The following is a 16362-nucleotide window of genomic DNA, read 5'->3' on the forward strand; positions in this document are numbered from 1 at the left end:
AGGGAGGAACTCTGTGCTTCTTCTTAGATATAAAATCTGTAGAGGAGATAAGAATTCCCTTCTCAAAAGTATAGGCTGGACGGTATCGTAGAAAAACCTAAATGGTTCTAATTCTGTATTCACAAGGTTAGCCTTACTTTTCATTTTAAATAGTAACGTATGGGGTTATATATGATCAACAACTTTCTGGGAATAGATGTATCAAAAGATCGCTTTGATGTTTTTCTCTCATTTATAAGTAAAAAAGGAAAACGTGAAACTAGGAAAAGAAGCTTTAAGAACGATGATAATGGGTTTCAAGGTCTGCAGAGCTTTCTACAAAAACATAACGTAGAGCAAGTGAAAGCTTGTATGGAAGCTACCGGTTGTTATAGTGAAGCTTTGGCTGAATTTCTACACAATGCTGGACATTTTGTAAGTGTTGTAAATCCTTATTGTATTAAATCTTATGCGAGGAGTAAGCTTGTAAGACAAAAGAATGATCAGACCGATGCAGAAATTATTGCTGATTATTGCCAAAGACAGGAACCTACTCGTTGGACACCACCTTCTCCTGAAATGAAAAAATTAAAACATCTTTATCGTTGCTCGGTTGCGTTAAAAGATGGATTAACATTCGTAAATAATCATTTAGAAAAGAAGGAGAGACTGCCTGAAGAAGTTGCAAATGCTTGGGAAAACCTTGCAGTGAACATAGAACAATCAATAGAAACAATAAAAAACTCCATACGTGAACTATTAAAACAGCACAAAGAGTTGTTGGAAAACTTTCAACTCTTATTGACTATTCCAGGAATAGGAGAGGAATCAGCAATAGCTATTTTAGCTGAAATTCCTGACACAAAGGCTTTTATAAATGCCAGACAATTGGCAGCATACGCTGGAACTATACCACGAAATATAACATCAGGTTCATCTGTATATGCCAAGCCCAGATTAAGTAAATCAGGTTCACGAACACTACGTAAGGCCATGTATTTTCCTGCTATAGTAGCTAAAAATCACAATCCTATTATTATGACTTTTTGCAAGAGATTAAAAGAAAAAGGCAAGCATAATATGGCCATTGTTGGTGCTGCAATGCGTAAGTTGCTTCATATTGTTTTTGGTATTTTAAAATCAAAAAAGGCTTTTAATCCTGACCATATCAAAAGCTACAGGACTAGGAGATTGACTGAAGCTTTAGTAATTTAAAATCGAAAAATGCTTCCATTCTATCTTATGTAAAATGGTATCTTACACAAATTTATTGAATGTAGTTGGTTAGTGTATATGTTGATAAGTGTAAAAGACAAGATTTAATCTGACAGACAAGAATTAACTGACAGAAGAATTGAGGTAGTCAAAACTAATATCAGGCTCTTGTTTAATACAACTACAATCTGTATACCGCTACACAGGACGGGAATTGGCAGTATTTTTTGATTTCACAATATAACTTAGGCAATTTAGATTCAATTTTTGTAATTTTCTTGTTGACTGGCGAGACGGTATCTCCTCTTTCTTTGAGGTCATTTAGCACTCCCAACCAGAAGTTAGCTCCTTCACTTTCAGCCAAATAAAAACCTAATACTTCTTTTTTGCCATTTTGATCTATGCCTAATATGTTATACATGCATTTACTTACGCAATGCCCGTCCTCTTTGACTTTAAAAAACATGCCATCCATGAAAACTATCGGATATACAGACTGCAGCGGGCGACTACGCCATTCGTTGATTACTGGTAGCAATTTGTCAGTAATACTTGATATCTCTGCCGCCGATATTTTGTGATCATAAATTTCCTCAACATGTGACACTATATCTCTATAGCCCATACCACTGGCAAATGTGCTCAAAATCTTCGTTTCAAGCTCTGGATGTAAGTTTGTTTGCCTTTTTTTGACTATTTGTGGTTCGAAACTTCCTTCTCTATCTCTTGGTGTTAATAGCTCTGCACTTGTACGTAAAGTTTTTGCATTTCTCCCATTTCTTCGATTATTCTCTTCGCTTTTAGCCGACAAGTGGTTTTCTATTTCACCTTGTTCGGTAGAAGCTGTAGCTTTACTCCTCTCGTTTGAGTTTTATTACTACAACTCCCCCTAAAGAACCGTGCTTGCAGATTTCCCGCACACGGCTCATCAATATTAGTTTTCACAGTCGTCCCTCTTATGCATATAAAGAAAAATGTATTTTTGGCTTTGGTAATGGATTTACTTCTACGTAGTGTACAAACTGTTCCCAGGTCATACTCTTTTTCTGACTACGCCGATTTATCCATTTAAATGCTAGCTTTCTTACTGATGTGTAAAATTGTTTCAAACACCAATAATTTCCGCTAATACCAAAGTAGTTATAGTGTCCTGTTAATTTAGCCTTCAGTACTTGCCACCAATCTTTAAGTCGAATACTTCCGCGGACTATTTTCAACCACTCCTTGATTTCTTTTAGTTTTCTGGCTAGATTTAACTTTGAGGTTTTATGTCCCATTATTAATCTACCACGACGACTTTTTGCACCATAGTGCGTAAACCCCAGAAAATTGAAACTTTCCGTCCTTCGTTTCTCTCTTATCGCTTGTTGCCACTCCCTCTTGCCAAACTTTACTACTCTGGTCTTGTTTTCAGATACTTCCAACCCAAATTTATTTAGCCTTTGTTTCAGTAATTCCAGAAATTCTTCCGCGTCTACCTTACTTTCGCAACAAACCACAAAATCGTCGCAAAACCTTATTAGTTGTATATATCCTCTGGATCTTGGTTTAAATTTCTTTTCTATCCATAAATCCAACACATAATGTAAGTATATATTTGCTAATACAGGACTTACTATACCACCTTGGGGTGTACCTTGTTTTGTTGCTTCATAATTTCCAGCTTCGACTATCCCTGCCTTGAGAAACCGCTTTACTAACCACAGCAAATTTGGGTCAGTTATTCGTTCCCTTAGACATCTCATTAGCCATTTATGCTGTATATTATCGTAGAACTTCTTGATATCCACTTCTACAATGTAGTTTATTGGCTTGTACATAACTGCTTTATCTAGTGCATTTACCGCTTGATGACAGTTTCTTCCAGGTCGAAATCCATATGAGCTGTCCAGAAAGTTTGCCTCGTAAATATTTTCTAATATCTTCTTCAGCATAATCTGTACTAATTTATCCTCGGTCGATGGTATTCCGAGTCCGCGTTTCTCTTTACTTCCAGCTTTCGGTATATATACCCTCTTTACTGGTTGTGGTTGATATTGCTTCCTCTTCATACTTTCTACTAGCACTTCGAGTTTCTCATTCAGATTTTCTCCGTATGATTCCACTGTTATCTGGTCTACTCCACAAGCCTTGTTACGCTTCAGTTCTTTATAACATCTCGCAAGATTCTCTGTATTTATCAGATGGACTAACGATGTGAATTTTAGTCGCTTATCTTGCTTTGCTCTTACTGCTATCTGGTTTAGTTTATTTTGCATGTTATTCCAACCTCCGTTGTATTGGCCTAGCAATCCCTATTCCAGTTACTATATTGCTGATCGCTTCCCCTTGTACGTGGCTTTCCCACATTCTGAGTACTATCAATCAGTCCGACTTCCCCTGCATCTTCCGCTAGTTCTTGCCTTTGTTGACTTGTTCCAGCGTACCTTTGTAGGAATGCATAGGATCTCCCAAGTTCACTTGAAGTCCATTTCAATACATGGCACGGTCTCAGATCCCGATAGAGTGAGTGATAACTTGCCTTTACGTTATCCTTCATGCTGTCTTCCATGGCCATGAAAATGTCGACCTCTATGTCTTCAGGTATTTCGGAACTCAATCCCTTCACTTTCGTTGTACCCTGCATTGTCCATCCCACTAGCTCTATTACACTCGTTACCTCATGCAACATAGTGGTCTGTTCCAAACTGTTGGCTAGACTTTGTTTGTGTTGGATTTTCACCAACTGTTCTCCAAGCACTTCTTGGCGCACCATGACACCACTTACTCGCAAATTACCTGCAAATTGCAATGTTCGTACAGCTGTGTGTCAAGCACTGGGGTGACATCTTACTGGTGGAGATCGTCCTCAAATTGCAATCTTTGTACAGTTGTGGGTTTAGGCTACCTATAAATTCTAAACTGTTGTTACGTATTAGGACCACCAACCCAGGACCCAAAGTCAGTTTAGCTATATCAGAAAACAGGTTATGTGGAAATCTTAAAATACTTCTTGTTCGCCAAGCAAAATAAATACATTCCTACAAACAAGCAGATGCTCAATACTGACACATAAGAAAACTTAAAAATTAAATCTCTAATATATATTGATAAGCATTTACCTGCAGAAAATTTGTATAGTAATCCAACACATACAACGGCACTATCAACAACTGATGCTATAATTAAAGTAATGAAATTTGCCATATGAAAATTCAACTTGGACTTCAATTTTTCAAAAATAATTATGCTTGAGAGAAGAGAGACTAAAATTGCAGTATATGAAATCAATATCATCAAATTAAAACTTTGCCATTTAAAAACACAACATAGCGCTGTACACACTATTAATCTGTACGTAGCTTTGCTTTTGCCATAAAATTCAACCATTGAATTTACAACTAAAGCAGCTCCCACAAATAAGGCAGCACATATCATCAATTTATTTGAAGTGTTGAGTAAAGAAAGACTGATAAACAGGAGTATCGATAAAATAGACATAATCAAATTTAATAACATACATTTATTTTAAGTAAATATTGCACATAGTGAAAGAGTTATTTAGCATAATCAAAAAAAATATTTTAAACTGACATGCTATAGCTAACCCAAGAAAGGTTTTCCTACGTCATACCGCCGCGGTATCTCTAGATCCCGCTAACAACTTACTATTACCCATAAATCTAAAAATGGAGAAAAAGCTGCTATTTTACTAATTCAACTTTCTATTATAAATAGATCTATGGTCTAAAAATGGAATATATGATGAAAAGAAATATAAATACCTCAACTGGCGAATGGGCAGAAAGTGAATTTGGAATTGTTAATTTTGGTGATATAAGATTAAGTAAGAGGCTTTTAAAAATAGTTAATAGTTTTGCTGAATCGCCTGAGCGTTCAATAAATCAAGCTTGTGAAGATTGGCATCAAAGTAAAGCAGCTTATAGATTTTTCCAAAACGATGCCATTTCTGAAAGAAAGATATTAGACAGTCATATAATTAAAACTGTTGAAAGAGCTAAAAACTATCTTAGCTATCCAAGACACGAGTTATATTTCATATAAAAATCATAAAAAGACCGAAGGATTAGGGATTATAGCAGCAAGATTAACATCTAAAACAACTAACTTTAAAACCCATGATGCATACAACGTTTGCAGTTACAACAGAAGGGCTACCTATAGGATTATTAGATCAAAAAATTAGTACTAGACCTCCTTTGGCTGAAGACCTAAAAGAGTTGAAAAGAAGAAGCCATAATACTGCTATTCCGATAGAAGAGAAAGAAAGCATACGGTGGATAGCATCACTTAAAGATTCTACTCACCATCCTGGATTAAAGAACGTTAAGGTAGTTACCGTTTGCGATAGAGAAGCAGATATTTATGATTTATTTGAAGTCGCTTCCACTAATCAATCTCTTTTTGTAGTAAGAGGAAATCAAAACAGAACAGTAAATAAGAAGTCGACTTATTCTGAAAAAGGTGGTGAAAGGTTGTGGGATTTAATGAATCGCATGTCTTGTCAAGGAGAAATTCAAGTCTGCTCGCAATGATAAACCTCAAAGAACAACAGTTTTAGAAGTAAAGTTTAGTAACTTTGTGATGAATGCATCAAAAAATAATGCTAGACGTAAAACCCAAAAACTTCCTAATTTAAGTTTAAATGCTGTCTATGCTATAGAAAAACACCCCCCATTTGGCGAAGAACCTATGAACTGGATTTTGTTGACAAATATAAATATTAATAATTTTGAAGAAGCAGTAGAAAAAATACAATGGTATTGCTTAAGATGGAGAATAGAGGTTTTTCATAAAATTTTAAAATCCGGTCTTAAAGTTGAAGAATGTAGGCTCCAAACAGCAGATAGATTAATCCGCTTTCTTACAATTATGAGTATAATTGCATGGAGAATATTTTTTATCACACTAGTAGCTAGAACAAATCCAAATCTTTCTTGCACTGTCATACTGACTGATGACGAATGGAAGGTTTTGTATACCAAAATGCTTAAGACAAAAGACTATCCTGAAATCCCACCACCTATAAGAGAAATCGTGAGGTGGATAGCCAAATTAGGAGGGTTTTTAGCTCGCAAAAATGACTTAGCTATAGCTTTGTGGAAGGGATGGAAACGTCTCTTTGATTTAGCAGAAGGATGGAGACTCGCTCATGAATTTTATACTTGTGGGTAATAGTAAGGTTTTGAAGTCGAGTGGGGAGAGGTGACTTTCCTCACTTAGACGACTGGGATTATTGTATAATTAAATACTTTTTTAAACTAATGAAGCTTGAAAGCGGATTACCTTTCACGACCTGTGTTTACTTCATTCACTTTAGGAGTATGAATAGGCGTTATCATTGGGTTTTCAAGTTGTGTTGCTTGCTTTAAACCTTCACTTATGCTCCGATCTTGATCTAAAATCTTGTCAAAGTTTTTACTTTGTTGATGACCATTCACCACGCTAATTTCTAAGCCGGGACTTTTATGATTGAAAGACTCACCAGGTTGGACACTATATTCCTTACCATTAATATTTAAGTTAACCGCATTAGCAATATTGGGAGAAGTTGTATCTTGCTGCAGATTTTGCTTTGTCTCAGGACTATTGTATGTAATATTAATGTTGAGAGCTTTATCCTGATAATTAAAAGCCTTTTCCGGTTCTAAATTGAACTCTTTTCCATTTATATTTATGAAAGAGCTCTGATCCATACTTTTTTGTTGCATTTCATTATTTGATGTATTTTTTTGAGCCGCTTCTCTCATGTTATGAGTATTCTCCACACTCTTTTCATCCTCACCCAAAAGTTTTTCTAACATTTTCTTAACAAAGCGCTTCAGAAGACTCAAAAACCCTTCTTCTTTTTGATTTTCTTGTGGTTGAGGCATGTTATCTTTTTTGTCCTGTTCAGGCTTTTTATTGTTGAGCTTCTCTTTTACAGAACTCTTGCTCACTGAAGGACTAACGGTTTGTGAATCGTGCTTTGATGGCTGTGTATCTGTTTGCACAGAAGCTTCAGTAGTCTTTTTTTGTCCACTCTGTTCAATGCTTTTATCTTTTGCTGTAGTTTCTCTAAGAGTGTTAGCTGCTTCTTGAAATTCTGGATTACGTAACCCTTCAACTCTTGATGGCTGTGTATCTGTTTGTACAGAAGTCTCAGAAGTCTTTTTTTGTCCACTCTGTTCAACACTTTCACCTTCTGTTGTAGTTTCTCTAAGAGTGTTAGCTGCTTCTTGAAATTTTTTGTCATTTTTTAATTCTGCAACTTTTTCACTTGTGAAGATGCCCTTCCCTTTATATTGTTGGTCAAGCTCAGCAATTCTTTCAAAATCTTGACGTACTTTTTCATCTGCACGTCCTTTTTGACTTTCAAATTTCTGATTCAATTCTGCAACGTTTTTCATTTTGTTCTCAAGCTCCTTACTGTTCACAGCTTTTAGAGCCTCTGTTCCTTTTGCGATATAATTAACCTTCTCTTCTAATGAGGTACCTTCCGGAAAAGCACCTGGAGAACGTTCAAAAACATCTTTAAACTTTTTTTCAACACTTTCTTTAGATGTCTGAGCCATACCTATTACCTATTAAAATATATCATATAACCAGTATATTAGCTAATTATATAAAAAACAGTTAACATAACTTGTGGTAAAGAGTGTTTATCAAGAGCGTCCTCTTTATATTTTTTTTATTAAAATGCTATTTACTTATTAACTTAAAATATATAACAATATAGAAATGAAAAACAGCCCGTTAGCAGTAGTATTCGATTGGGATAATACCTTAGTTGACACTCAAGATAACATTTTTAATGCTATTAAACATACCATAAACTCAATGGGGTATAGTAATAAAGCTGCTGATAGAAATTCCCATGAGTCGAGAAAGAGCTATATGGTCAATTTATTTGGCGATCAGTGGAAAAAAGCAAATCAGATATATCAACAATATTTAGATGATGCACTATTGCAAAACATTGCTCTGAATCAAGGAGTAGAGGAAATGTTGCAGACACTGAAAAGCTACAATATTTATCTAGCAATAGTAAGTAATAAGAAAAATACTAATTTACGTGAAGAAGTTACCTATTTTAAACTAGATTCTTACTTTGAAAGAGTAGTTGGGTCATGCGATACTGCAGAAGATAAACCATCTGCAATCCCACTGCTATTTGCACTAGAAGAGAGTACGTTGTCTATAAATAGAGAAAATGTGTTTTTCGTTGGTGATAGCATCACAGATGTTCTGTGTGCACAAAATGCCAATTGTTTACCCATTATATACGGTCAATCAATAAGCGATTACAAAGATTTGTTATGTTTTCAACATTTTGATAAACTTACAGATTTCATAATAAAATATTTGGAAGATAGGTAATGAACACTGTCACAGAGATTGCCAGTATAAAAAGGCGCTTTTGTGCATATTTAATAGATGTAGCAATTTTATTAATTCCAACTTTATTAATTGTACTACGGTTAGAGGATTCTTCGTTGATCTTACATCTATCATACATGTGTGTAAATTGTAGTTACTTCACATATTTTATATCTTCAAAGGCCCAAGCAACTCCAGGTCAACAGTTAATGAATATATGTACTATCAATTTAGATAATTCTAAAATAGACTTGAATTTAGCGTTTGACAGAAGCACTTCCCAGTTTTTTCTTCCTTTGTTAAACAGTGTAGTAGTTGTCCTTACTGAATTTTTGCAAGATCAGGAGGTATTAGTGAATGTCTTGAGTGCATTGAAAGTAATTATAGTGCTGCTCACTCTCTGCTGGTATCTAGTTGCTTGGTTAGGTAAGGAAGTAGTATTACTACTACTCCCTCCCTTAGAAACGCAGCATGCAGGTTTCCCAGCACTGCGCTTGAGCCCCTTATCTAAGTTCTTCTTTTCTCGAACCGGCTTGTCTTTCATGATTCCTCGGAAAACAGCATCTTTAGTGGTGACACTAACAGTAGAGAACCTTCTCTTGAGAAAGAGCTTGCTAACATTCTTGTTCGTTTCACTCTTTTATCAAAATACTTTTTCCATTTTAAGTCAAGTGGATTTGCATCCGCCCTGATTTTAATATGACGTCTAATAGGAATATCGCTTAGTTTGAGTAAGCTCATAAACCTTATTTCCTTTGGTTTGTTCTTGCATACAGAAGTAGCAAAGACCCATTGACGATGATTCGTTACTTTGAAGTAGCGATTCTTTATCCAACGTAACCCTTTACGGGGATGTCTTTTCTTTGCCCATTTCCATAAACTATGCCAAATTTCATTGTCGATCTTACTAAACGCTTTTTTAGCACACACATGACGGTAATAGTTTCCCCATCCTCTTAGTAGAGGATTGAGTGATTTAATTACTACAGCTTGTGAACTACCTATATTTGCTTTTATTAATGCACGCGCTTTTTTAAGAAACCTCTTAACACTTTCCTTCGAAGGCGTAATAATTAATTTCTTGCTGTATCTACGTACATTACAACCGAGAAAATCGAACCCTTTTGTAATAAATGTAATCTTTGTCTTTTCTTCTGACAGAGCTAGACCTCTCTCACAAAGGAAGGATGATACTAATGGCTTGACTTCATCTTCCAGTACTTCACATGTGTTTCCTGAGATGATAAAGTCATCTGCGTATCTGATTAAATTTACTCCACTTCTGATTTTTTCTCTTCTTTTGCTACCTAGTTTACCAAAACGACTTTCTAATAATTTTTCAAGACCATCTAAGGTAAAGTTAGCTAGTACTGGAGAGATTATACCTCCTTGCGGGGTACCAGCAGTTGTGGGGTACAAGGTTTTTGATTCTAGGAAACCAGCCTTTAACCAACTATGGAGAATTTTTCTCTCCATAGGAATGTGCTTCATAAGCCATTCATGGTTAATGTTGTCAAAGCACCCTTTGATATCACCTTCTAGTATCCATTGTGGTCGATTGCGCCTTGCCAGTAATAAGTGACAAGCAACAATAGCATCCGCGCAGGATCTTTTAGATCTAAAGCCATAAGAGTGACGATCACTGATTGTTTCAGCTATCGGTTCCAGAGCAAACAAATATAATGCTTGCATGGCTCTATCTTTTATCGTGGGTATTCCAAGAGGTCTTCTTTTGCCATTAGATTTACTGATATAAATTCGTTTTAGCGGAGAAGGTTTATACCCTCTTTGTTTTAACTGCTTTATTCCTTGAAATTTAGCATTGTAAGTTGACCATAGTTGACGATCTACACCTGCTGTGTTTTTTCCTTGGTTTTCAGTTACTCTTTTAATGGCTAAAGCTTTTCCACTAAAAGAGCGTGTTAAGAGATGTTGTAAAGATTTTACCTTACTCCATCTTCCTTCTTGAACAGCCTTAACAATACGCCTTTGTAGCCTCATAACAACCTTTTGGCATTTCTTCCATGGCAACTGGTTCCATGCTTCGGAGCTGTTGGTAGGTGCACTTACAGTTTTACTTGTAATCATCTGCTTTCCTACCTTAAGTGGTTGACAAAGTTTCTTGTCACGAGGGACCAAATGGAAGTCTGCTCGTTTTCACGCGAATTAATGTTACAAATTCTATCCATTTCGTTACAAAATGGCATTCGCTTTCTCCATTTTCCTCTACCTGCATTTTCATCAGCGTTCCTTGCGGTTTGCTTCCCATATAGGCGGAAATACAGGCTTACCCTGTTCCTTCTGTCATACAACAGTGGGTTAGGTGACTTCTCTATACCGGTGGAGTTATTATTTGCGTACATCTAGAGATGAAAAATGTAACTTATCCACATTACCTTTTGGTCAGAGCTTATCAGCATCTTTAGCTCTTCAATTTTTACGATACTTACGAAGCTTCACTTACGTTCACCATACCACTAGCCTAGCCCTCCAACCACATGATGCTTGTAGTTTATGCTCCTCTTACGATTACGCATCTTCTTTTTCAAGAGGAGGTTCATTGTCCGCATCGCTCGGCACCAACCGGTTACCCGATTCGCACTGATGCGTAGACTCAGATGGCAAAACATCTGGTTTAATAAGTTTTAGAACTCTTTCAGTTTCTTTCTGAAGGAATTCCTCTCCCTTTAAACAATATGACCGAAGACTTTCAGGTCGCACCTTCTCTAAGAAAAAACAGACATACCATGACATGCTATTTAATACGGTTGTTATCAAAGGAACTATTAAATGAGTTGCTATAATCATCGTTATCATATAAATTATGCTGATAAATTGAACTAAGGGAAGATTATGAATGAAGAGATAGTAAAACATTTGAACAAATTATTGACCAATGAGCTGACTTCTGTACGTCAGTATCTTTTGCATTTTGCGGTTCTCAAAAACAATGGAATTAATAGGCTTGCAGAAAAGGTAAAAAATGAGCTTAACGAAGAACTTGAACATGCAAACAAGTTGGCAGAAAGAATTTTGTTATTCAAAGGAGTTCCAAATTTTCAGGATACAAACGAAATATCAAAGCATGATGGAAAGTTTACAAAAGACACAATACGGAAAATCTTAGAAACTAATTTGAAATTAGAGGGAAAAGGTATTAAGGATATCAAAGAAACGATTTCTATCGCTGAGAAAGAAAAAGATTTTGTTAGTGTAATGTTATTAGAAGAGATGTTAAAAAATGAAGAAGAGCACTTCCATTGGATTGAGAAACAGATTGACCTTATTGAACTAATGGGTGTTGAAAACTATTTAAGAACACAAATATAGAGTGTTAAAAAAAACAGTATTTATTTTAATTATACCTTGCTTGCTTCTTTTTTTATTAGGATTATGGCAAGTATTCAGATTGAACTGGAAGAATAATATTATTAAAAGTATGAGTCTTCCAGTTGTTCATCTATTGCCCAATAACGACCTTGAAAAATTTAACTATAGGCATGTCAAGATCGATGGGATTCTAAGTGACATAGAACTATATGTTTTTGCAGGGCAACACGGCTATCACGTGCTGTCTCCTATGTTGCTCACCACTGGACGTTACATGTTGGTGAATAAAGGAATAGTCAGAGAAAAAAAGGAGAAAAAAGTAAAAATTGAAAAAGTAGTTGCAGATGGAACTTTATATTGCGATAGCAATAAAAGCAAAAATTGGTTCATCAAAAACGATACTGCTTCGAATACATGGTTTACCCTGAGTACAGAGGAAATTTCCAATGAGTTAGGTATTAAGCTAGAGAAGTGTGTATTGTGGCCGAACAATTTTGGCAGCAAAGTAGCTATACAGCCAATGAAGCATTTGGAATATGCAATCACTTGGTTTGCACTTTCCTTAACTTGGTTGATTATGTGCGTAATTTACTATAGGCAAAACCTCAATAAAGCTTGAAGCTTTCTGTACATAAAATTAGAAAAGTAGTTATTCATCTTTATCACTACCAAGGTCTTTTAACATACTGTAATTGCCTTTTCTGAATCTACTTTTTAAAGACGTAACTCCACTTTCGCTAATACCACTGAGGCTCAGTGCAGCTCCACCTAGCTGCAATCCTATCTCAGATGTTTCAGGAATAATTTTACTAGCTCCTAGATCTCTATAAACCTCCACATTACTCAGATCTGGTAAGCGTATTACAATATTTACATGCGGAAAATTTGCAGCAACTAAAGAAACAACTTTTTTTATAGTAACTTCATTCTTTATTGAAACCACGAGAGCTTGAGCTCTTTCTATTCCTACCGATTTTAAAATTTCACATCTTGTAACATCTCCAAGATATATAGGAAAACTATCACTTTTTCCTTCTTTGACTATTTTCGATTGAATATCTACAACAACGTAACTTAAATGCTCTGCCGTAAGCATTTTTGTTACCATATATCCCACTCTACCAAATCCAGCAACTATCACATGGTTATAAAGATCTTGTGTATCTGTTTCAACAGCTTCATCATCTAATATTGTTTTCTCAGTGCTAAATGAGTTTGCTATCCAATCTCCAAGCCCCGATAAAAGAGGAGTGAAAGCCATGGTCACTGTAGTTACCATCATAAGTACTTGAGCGATTTCACTTGGTAGCACATTTAGTTCATTTGCTAAGCGAAATAAAATAAACGCAAATTCACCGCCTTGTGAAAGTAGTAACCCAGCTTGTATAGCAGGTGCACTCTTAAACCAAAAAAATCTACACAATATATATATGATAGATGTTTTTAAAACGATAAGGATAATCGATAATAAAGTAATTAGTGGTAACTTATTGAGTAAAAGTTCGGTATTGATGGACATACCAACAGTCATGAAAAATAAGCCAAGAAACAAATCTTTAAATGGTAATACCGCGTGCTCCACTGAGTGTCTATATTCTGTTTCTGCAACTAACAATCCAGCGACAAATGCACCTAATGCCAACGATAAATGAAATTGCTCAGTAATAAATGCTGCTCCTAATACTATTAAAAGCGTTGTTGATATAAAGACCTCATTATTTTTCATTTTAGCAATAACCGAAAATAAAGGTCTAAGCAATAATCTACCAGTTATAAATATCAGCACTAATGCAATAGCTGCTTGCACTAATGAGCCTGCCAATGAGCTTATCAGGCTGTGCTCAGAATTGCCAGCAAGTAAAGGTACCAATACTATTAATGGTACCACTGCAAAATCTTGCATTAATAGCACTGCTATCGACAACCTACCAACCTGACTTGCTTGAGAACCTTTTTCTTGCAGAACCTGCAACACTATTGCTGTTGAGGATAGCGCAAGCCCACCACCAATAACTGTCGCTATATTCGTATTCACTCCGAAAGCAAGAGCGATGCACCATATTGCTACCATGGTAACTATAACTTGAAGAGAACCGAACCCAAATACATGAATACGCATAGCGATCAGGCGTTCAAATGTCAATTCAAGGCCTATAATGAATAATAGAAAAACTACACCAAATTCTGCAAGATTATCCATTGCTTCAGCTGAGTGTATCAGATTAAATCCATGAGAACCAATAACTGCACCTGCAACGAAGTAACCAAGCACTGGACTAATATTCATTTTCCAAAACGCTATGACTATAAACACAGCAGCAGAAAGTAAAATTATAATATCAAACAAGTACTGGGAACTGCTGTGCATGATATTTAACCTGTAGAATTAGACCATTTAATTGAGCAGCCAATACTTGATTTTTGGTCAATTGGAGAATTACCAGTTTCTGCAATAAATTTCATAGCTTGAGATAAGTCACTATTTCCTACTTCATAGCTTTGAACCTTTTCTTTTTTTGTGTCGTTAAAACGTCCACGATAGCAAAGGTTTAAATTGGAATTAAAGCCAAAAAAGTCAGGAGTGCAAACAGCCCCGTATTCTTTAGCTATTTTCTGTGTACTATCAATTAAATATGGAAATGTAAACTTATTTTCCTTGGCAAAATTAATCATATTTTCAAAGGAATCTTCTGGATATTCATTTACATCATTTGGCATTATTGCAACGGTGTTTACCTGATAATCTTTTTTCAATTGATCAACATCGCTTACCAGATTGCTAATAATTGACTGAACGTAAGGACAGTGATTGCATATAAACATTACAATAAGACCATTTTTTCCACAACAGTCACTTAATGTATAGTATTTATTGTCTACTCCCAAAAGATTAAAATCTTTTGCAGTAAAACTAAAATTAACTTTAGGAGTATTCAGAGCAACCATGGCTTATAGAGCATTATCATACCACATATAATTTATGATTTTATCATTTAAATGTCAAACGATTTCTATGTATACTATTTGCATATTCTTTTTTAGCATTATAATTATAAAACTTATGTTCATAACTTTCGAAGGAATAGACGGCTCTGGTAAAACAACACAATCTAAGCTACTTGCAAATCATTTTAAGCAAATTCAAGGCGAAAATAACGTAGTATTGACTCGAGAACCAGGTGGCACTGATTTTGCAGAAAAGATAAGAGGAGTGTTGTTAACAAATAATATTGATCCTATTTCTGAACTCTTGCTACTTATCTCGATGAGGCGCGAACATATGAAAAAATTAATATTACCAGCTCTTGCAGAAGGAAAAATAGTGATTTGTGATCGGTTTATTGATTCAACCATTGCATACCAAGGATATGGGTTTGGAGTTGATTTAAAACTAATAGAAGATTTGCACAGGTTGGCTGGAGTTAGATATCCAGATATTACATTTATTCTAGATATTGATGTTAAAGTTGGGTTAAGTAGAGCGAAAGACAAGAATAAATATGAAGAAATGGATGTTAATTTTTATAATAAAGTTGGCAAAGGGTTTAAAGAAATCGCCATAAAAGAGCCCGTTAGGTGCCATGTCATCACTGAAATTGAAACAAAAAATGATAATCAAGTACATACTAAAATTATTGATAAAATCACTATTGCAAAGACTTAACTATATTTATTTAATCTCTACTAATTTAAACCGCCCCTTTAACTTGTGATAGAAAATTATTAATTTTAGATAACGTTATTTCACATGAATAACTTTTTGTTTGAGTAGCTAAAAAATTCTGTATTTCGTTTGGATCTTCTTCACTTATTATCTTATACGCTCTTGCGGAATCCATTAATTCACTTCTACTTTTTTTATTACTTACTTCAGTAATAGTAAAAAATTGATCAAAATGGTCTAAGAGGTCTTTATTTTTTATTGAAGACACAATATCGTCAATTTCTTTCACATATAATGCAAGTTTGTGTGCTTTACTGCGATCTTCAAAACAAAGATTAACAAGCGCGTTGCAAAACCTATCTTTCGTAGTACTTCTCACTTCTGCTAATAAGGATTTAATATTTTCTTGGCAATGCACTCTCTTTACCGATTCAGCTGGTTCAACCATACCAAGAACATTCTTTACCAAAGATTTTTCTTCACAACTAAATATGAACATGTAATAACCCATAGATAGAGTAAAGAACAAGAATACGGCTGGGAGCAAGAATGGCACTAGTACATTTTGTGATACAGGAAAGATAAACCAGACAGCAGTTGCTGCTGATACAACAAGAAATAGCCCTAATAAAGTTAATTGCGCTCTTTTTTTATACTTATGATCAATGACTGCATTTACACCAATAGAAGCTACATCAACCATTACTCATACCTCATTAAACAGTAATACTAACTGAATGATAGCATTATCGTGATGAAAATGCAATATTATGAATATTCTAATACAATTTATATTGACAGTTACAATTCTGAAT

At 35.1% G+C, this 16362-nt stretch carries 16 protein-coding genes and 4 pseudogenes; 7 read left to right on the plus strand and 13 right to left on the minus strand.

Going from position 1 to position 16362, the window contains the following annotated elements; all coding sequences use genetic code 11:
* The first annotated feature begins 171 nt into the window (after nucleotides 1-171).
* Nucleotides 172-1194 (plus strand): IS110 family transposase, encoded by a 1023-nt coding sequence (locus ACQH1X_RS00460; RefSeq protein ID WP_425385829.1) that lies wholly within the window; start codon nucleotides 172-174, stop codon nucleotides 1192-1194.
* 301 nt (nucleotides 1195-1495) lie between these two features.
* On the opposite strand, the pseudogene ACQH1X_RS00465 reads toward ACQH1X_RS00460, so the two are convergent.
* The 5 genes and pseudogenes from ACQH1X_RS00465 to ACQH1X_RS00485 all read right to left on the minus strand — a co-directional run.
* A pseudogene (locus ACQH1X_RS00465) lies at nucleotides 1496-2026 on the minus strand (IS256 family transposase); the annotation flags it as partial.
* On the minus strand, nucleotides 2014-2139 hold the full coding sequence (locus ACQH1X_RS00470) for a hypothetical protein (protein WP_425385885.1): 126 nt from the start codon (nucleotides 2137-2139) through the stop codon (nucleotides 2014-2016). The pseudogene ACQH1X_RS00465 and the gene ACQH1X_RS00470, both read right to left, overlap by 13 nt.
* A gap of 11 nt (nucleotides 2140-2150) precedes the next feature.
* A complete protein-coding gene (gene ltrA / locus ACQH1X_RS00475; protein WP_425385808.1) occupies nucleotides 2151-3452 on the minus strand; it encodes a group II intron reverse transcriptase/maturase in 1302 nt (433 codons plus the stop codon).
* A 26-nt stretch (nucleotides 3453-3478) separates the two neighbouring features.
* Complete coding sequence (locus ACQH1X_RS00480) at nucleotides 3479-3865, minus strand: hypothetical protein (RefSeq protein WP_246433168.1); 387 nt, start codon at nucleotides 3863-3865, stop codon at nucleotides 3479-3481.
* A 296-nt stretch (nucleotides 3866-4161) separates the two neighbouring features.
* On the minus strand, nucleotides 4162-4674 hold the full coding sequence (locus ACQH1X_RS00485) for a hypothetical protein (protein ID WP_425386628.1): 513 nt from the start codon (nucleotides 4672-4674) through the stop codon (nucleotides 4162-4164).
* A 261-nt stretch (nucleotides 4675-4935) separates the two neighbouring features.
* On the opposite strand from ACQH1X_RS00485, the pseudogene ACQH1X_RS00490 reads away from it, so the two are divergent.
* Nucleotides 4936-6369, plus strand: a pseudogene (locus ACQH1X_RS00490) (IS4 family transposase).
* A gap of 107 nt (nucleotides 6370-6476) precedes the next feature.
* Here the strand turns inward: ACQH1X_RS00490 and ACQH1X_RS00495 are convergent.
* Entirely contained in the window at nucleotides 6477-7748 is a 1272-nt protein-coding gene (locus ACQH1X_RS00495; RefSeq protein WP_425386248.1) for a hypothetical protein, read from the minus strand.
* A gap of 166 nt (nucleotides 7749-7914) precedes the next feature.
* On the opposite strand from ACQH1X_RS00495, the gene ACQH1X_RS00500 reads away from it, so the two are divergent.
* Nucleotides 7915-8553 (plus strand): HAD family hydrolase, encoded by a 639-nt coding sequence (locus ACQH1X_RS00500; protein ID WP_425386249.1) that lies wholly within the window; start codon nucleotides 7915-7917, stop codon nucleotides 8551-8553.
* Nucleotides 8553-8972 (plus strand): annotated as a pseudogene (locus tag ACQH1X_RS00505) (RDD family protein); the annotation flags it as partial. The gene ACQH1X_RS00500 and the pseudogene ACQH1X_RS00505, both read left to right, overlap by 1 nt.
* Here ACQH1X_RS00505 and ACQH1X_RS00510 read toward each other — a convergent pair.
* From ACQH1X_RS00510 to ACQH1X_RS00525, 4 genes and pseudogenes are all read right to left on the minus strand, one after another.
* A pseudogene (locus ACQH1X_RS00510) lies at nucleotides 8963-9097 on the minus strand (Rpn family recombination-promoting nuclease/putative transposase); the annotation flags it as partial. The pseudogenes ACQH1X_RS00505 and ACQH1X_RS00510 overlap by 10 nt on opposite strands.
* Complete coding sequence (gene ltrA / locus ACQH1X_RS00515; protein WP_425385929.1) at nucleotides 9094-10692, minus strand: group II intron reverse transcriptase/maturase; 1599 nt, start codon at nucleotides 10690-10692, stop codon at nucleotides 9094-9096. The pseudogene ACQH1X_RS00510 and the gene ltrA (ACQH1X_RS00515), both read right to left, overlap by 4 nt.
* Nucleotides 10679-10822 carry a hypothetical protein gene (locus ACQH1X_RS00520; RefSeq protein ID WP_425385930.1) on the minus strand — a complete coding sequence of 48 codons (144 nt, stop codon included), beginning with the start codon at nucleotides 10820-10822 and terminating at the stop codon, nucleotides 10679-10681. The genes ltrA (ACQH1X_RS00515) and ACQH1X_RS00520 overlap by 14 nt, the downstream gene beginning before the upstream one ends.
* Nucleotides 10823-11082: 260 nt before the next feature.
* A complete protein-coding gene (locus ACQH1X_RS00525; protein WP_425386250.1) occupies nucleotides 11083-11370 on the minus strand; it encodes a hypothetical protein in 288 nt (95 codons plus the stop codon).
* A gap of 36 nt (nucleotides 11371-11406) precedes the next feature.
* Here ACQH1X_RS00525 and bfr point away from each other — a divergent pair, with 36 nt between their 5' ends.
* Nucleotides 11407-11883, plus strand: a complete 477-nt coding sequence (bfr, locus tag ACQH1X_RS00530; RefSeq protein ID WP_425386251.1) for a bacterioferritin — start codon at nucleotides 11407-11409, stop codon at nucleotides 11881-11883.
* Between the two features lies 1 nt (nucleotide 11884).
* Nucleotides 11885-12502: an SURF1 family protein gene (locus ACQH1X_RS00535; protein WP_253309892.1), complete on the plus strand. Its 618-nt coding sequence runs from the start codon at nucleotides 11885-11887 to the stop codon at nucleotides 12500-12502.
* Nucleotides 12503-12532: 30 nt separating this feature from the next.
* Here the strand turns inward: ACQH1X_RS00535 and ACQH1X_RS00540 are convergent, their stop codons facing one another.
* Both ACQH1X_RS00540 and ACQH1X_RS00545 read right to left on the minus strand, forming a co-directional pair.
* Nucleotides 12533-14251 carry a monovalent cation:proton antiporter-2 (CPA2) family protein gene (locus tag ACQH1X_RS00540; protein ID WP_425386252.1) on the minus strand — a complete coding sequence of 573 codons (1719 nt, stop codon included), beginning with the start codon at nucleotides 14249-14251 and terminating at the stop codon, nucleotides 12533-12535.
* A 5-nt stretch (nucleotides 14252-14256) separates the two neighbouring features.
* Entirely contained in the window at nucleotides 14257-14829 is a 573-nt protein-coding gene (locus ACQH1X_RS00545; RefSeq protein WP_425386253.1) for a thioredoxin family protein, read from the minus strand.
* A 115-nt stretch (nucleotides 14830-14944) separates the two neighbouring features.
* Here ACQH1X_RS00545 and tmk point away from each other — a divergent pair, with 115 nt between their 5' ends.
* Nucleotides 14945-15547 (plus strand): dTMP kinase, encoded by a 603-nt coding sequence (gene tmk, locus ACQH1X_RS00550; RefSeq protein WP_425386254.1) that lies wholly within the window; start codon nucleotides 14945-14947, stop codon nucleotides 15545-15547.
* A 25-nt stretch (nucleotides 15548-15572) separates the two neighbouring features.
* Here the strand turns inward: tmk and ACQH1X_RS00555 are convergent, their stop codons facing one another.
* Nucleotides 15573-16250: a hypothetical protein gene (locus ACQH1X_RS00555; RefSeq protein WP_425386255.1), complete on the minus strand. Its 678-nt coding sequence runs from the start codon at nucleotides 16248-16250 to the stop codon at nucleotides 15573-15575.
* Nucleotides 16251-16362: the final 112 nt, after the last annotated feature.

This window comes from Wolbachia endosymbiont (group A) of Barypeithes pellucidus (assembly GCF_964030885.1).
Taxonomy (GTDB): Bacteria; Pseudomonadota; Alphaproteobacteria; order Rickettsiales; family Anaplasmataceae; genus Wolbachia.

What these genes read in the sequence shown, in the direction of transcription:
- ACQH1X_RS00460 (WP_425385829.1), top strand. Translation starts at nt 172, where the DNA reads ATGATCAACAACTTTCTGGGAATAGATGTATCAAAAGATCGCTTTGAT.
- ltrA (WP_425385808.1), bottom strand. Translation starts at nt 3,452, where the DNA reads ATGCAAAATAAACTAAACCAGATAGCAGTAAGAGCAAAGCAAGATAAG.
- ACQH1X_RS00480 (WP_246433168.1), bottom strand. Translation starts at nt 3,865, where the DNA reads ATGTTGCATGAGGTAACGAGTGTAATAGAGCTAGTGGGATGGACAATG.
- ACQH1X_RS00485 (WP_425386628.1), bottom strand. Translation starts at nt 4,674, where the DNA reads ATGTCTATTTTATCGATACTCCTGTTTATCAGTCTTTCTTTACTCAAC.
- ACQH1X_RS00495 (WP_425386248.1), bottom strand. Translation starts at nt 7,748, where the DNA reads ATGGCTCAGACATCTAAAGAAAGTGTTGAAAAAAAGTTTAAAGATGTT.
- ACQH1X_RS00500 (WP_425386249.1), top strand. Translation starts at nt 7,915, where the DNA reads ATGAAAAACAGCCCGTTAGCAGTAGTATTCGATTGGGATAATACCTTA.
- ACQH1X_RS00520 (WP_425385930.1), bottom strand. Translation starts at nt 10,822, where the DNA reads ATGGGAAGCAAACCGCAAGGAACGCTGATGAAAATGCAGGTAGAGGAA.
- ACQH1X_RS00525 (WP_425386250.1), bottom strand. Translation starts at nt 11,370, where the DNA reads ATGATAACGATGATTATAGCAACTCATTTAATAGTTCCTTTGATAACA.
- bfr (WP_425386251.1), top strand. Translation starts at nt 11,407, where the DNA reads ATGAATGAAGAGATAGTAAAACATTTGAACAAATTATTGACCAATGAG.
- ACQH1X_RS00540 (WP_425386252.1), bottom strand. Translation starts at nt 14,251, where the DNA reads ATGCACAGCAGTTCCCAGTACTTGTTTGATATTATAATTTTACTTTCT.
- ACQH1X_RS00545 (WP_425386253.1), bottom strand. Translation starts at nt 14,829, where the DNA reads ATGGTTGCTCTGAATACTCCTAAAGTTAATTTTAGTTTTACTGCAAAA.
- tmk (WP_425386254.1), top strand. Translation starts at nt 14,945, where the DNA reads ATGTTCATAACTTTCGAAGGAATAGACGGCTCTGGTAAAACAACACAA.
- ACQH1X_RS00555 (WP_425386255.1), bottom strand. Translation starts at nt 16,250, where the DNA reads ATGGTTGATGTAGCTTCTATTGGTGTAAATGCAGTCATTGATCATAAG.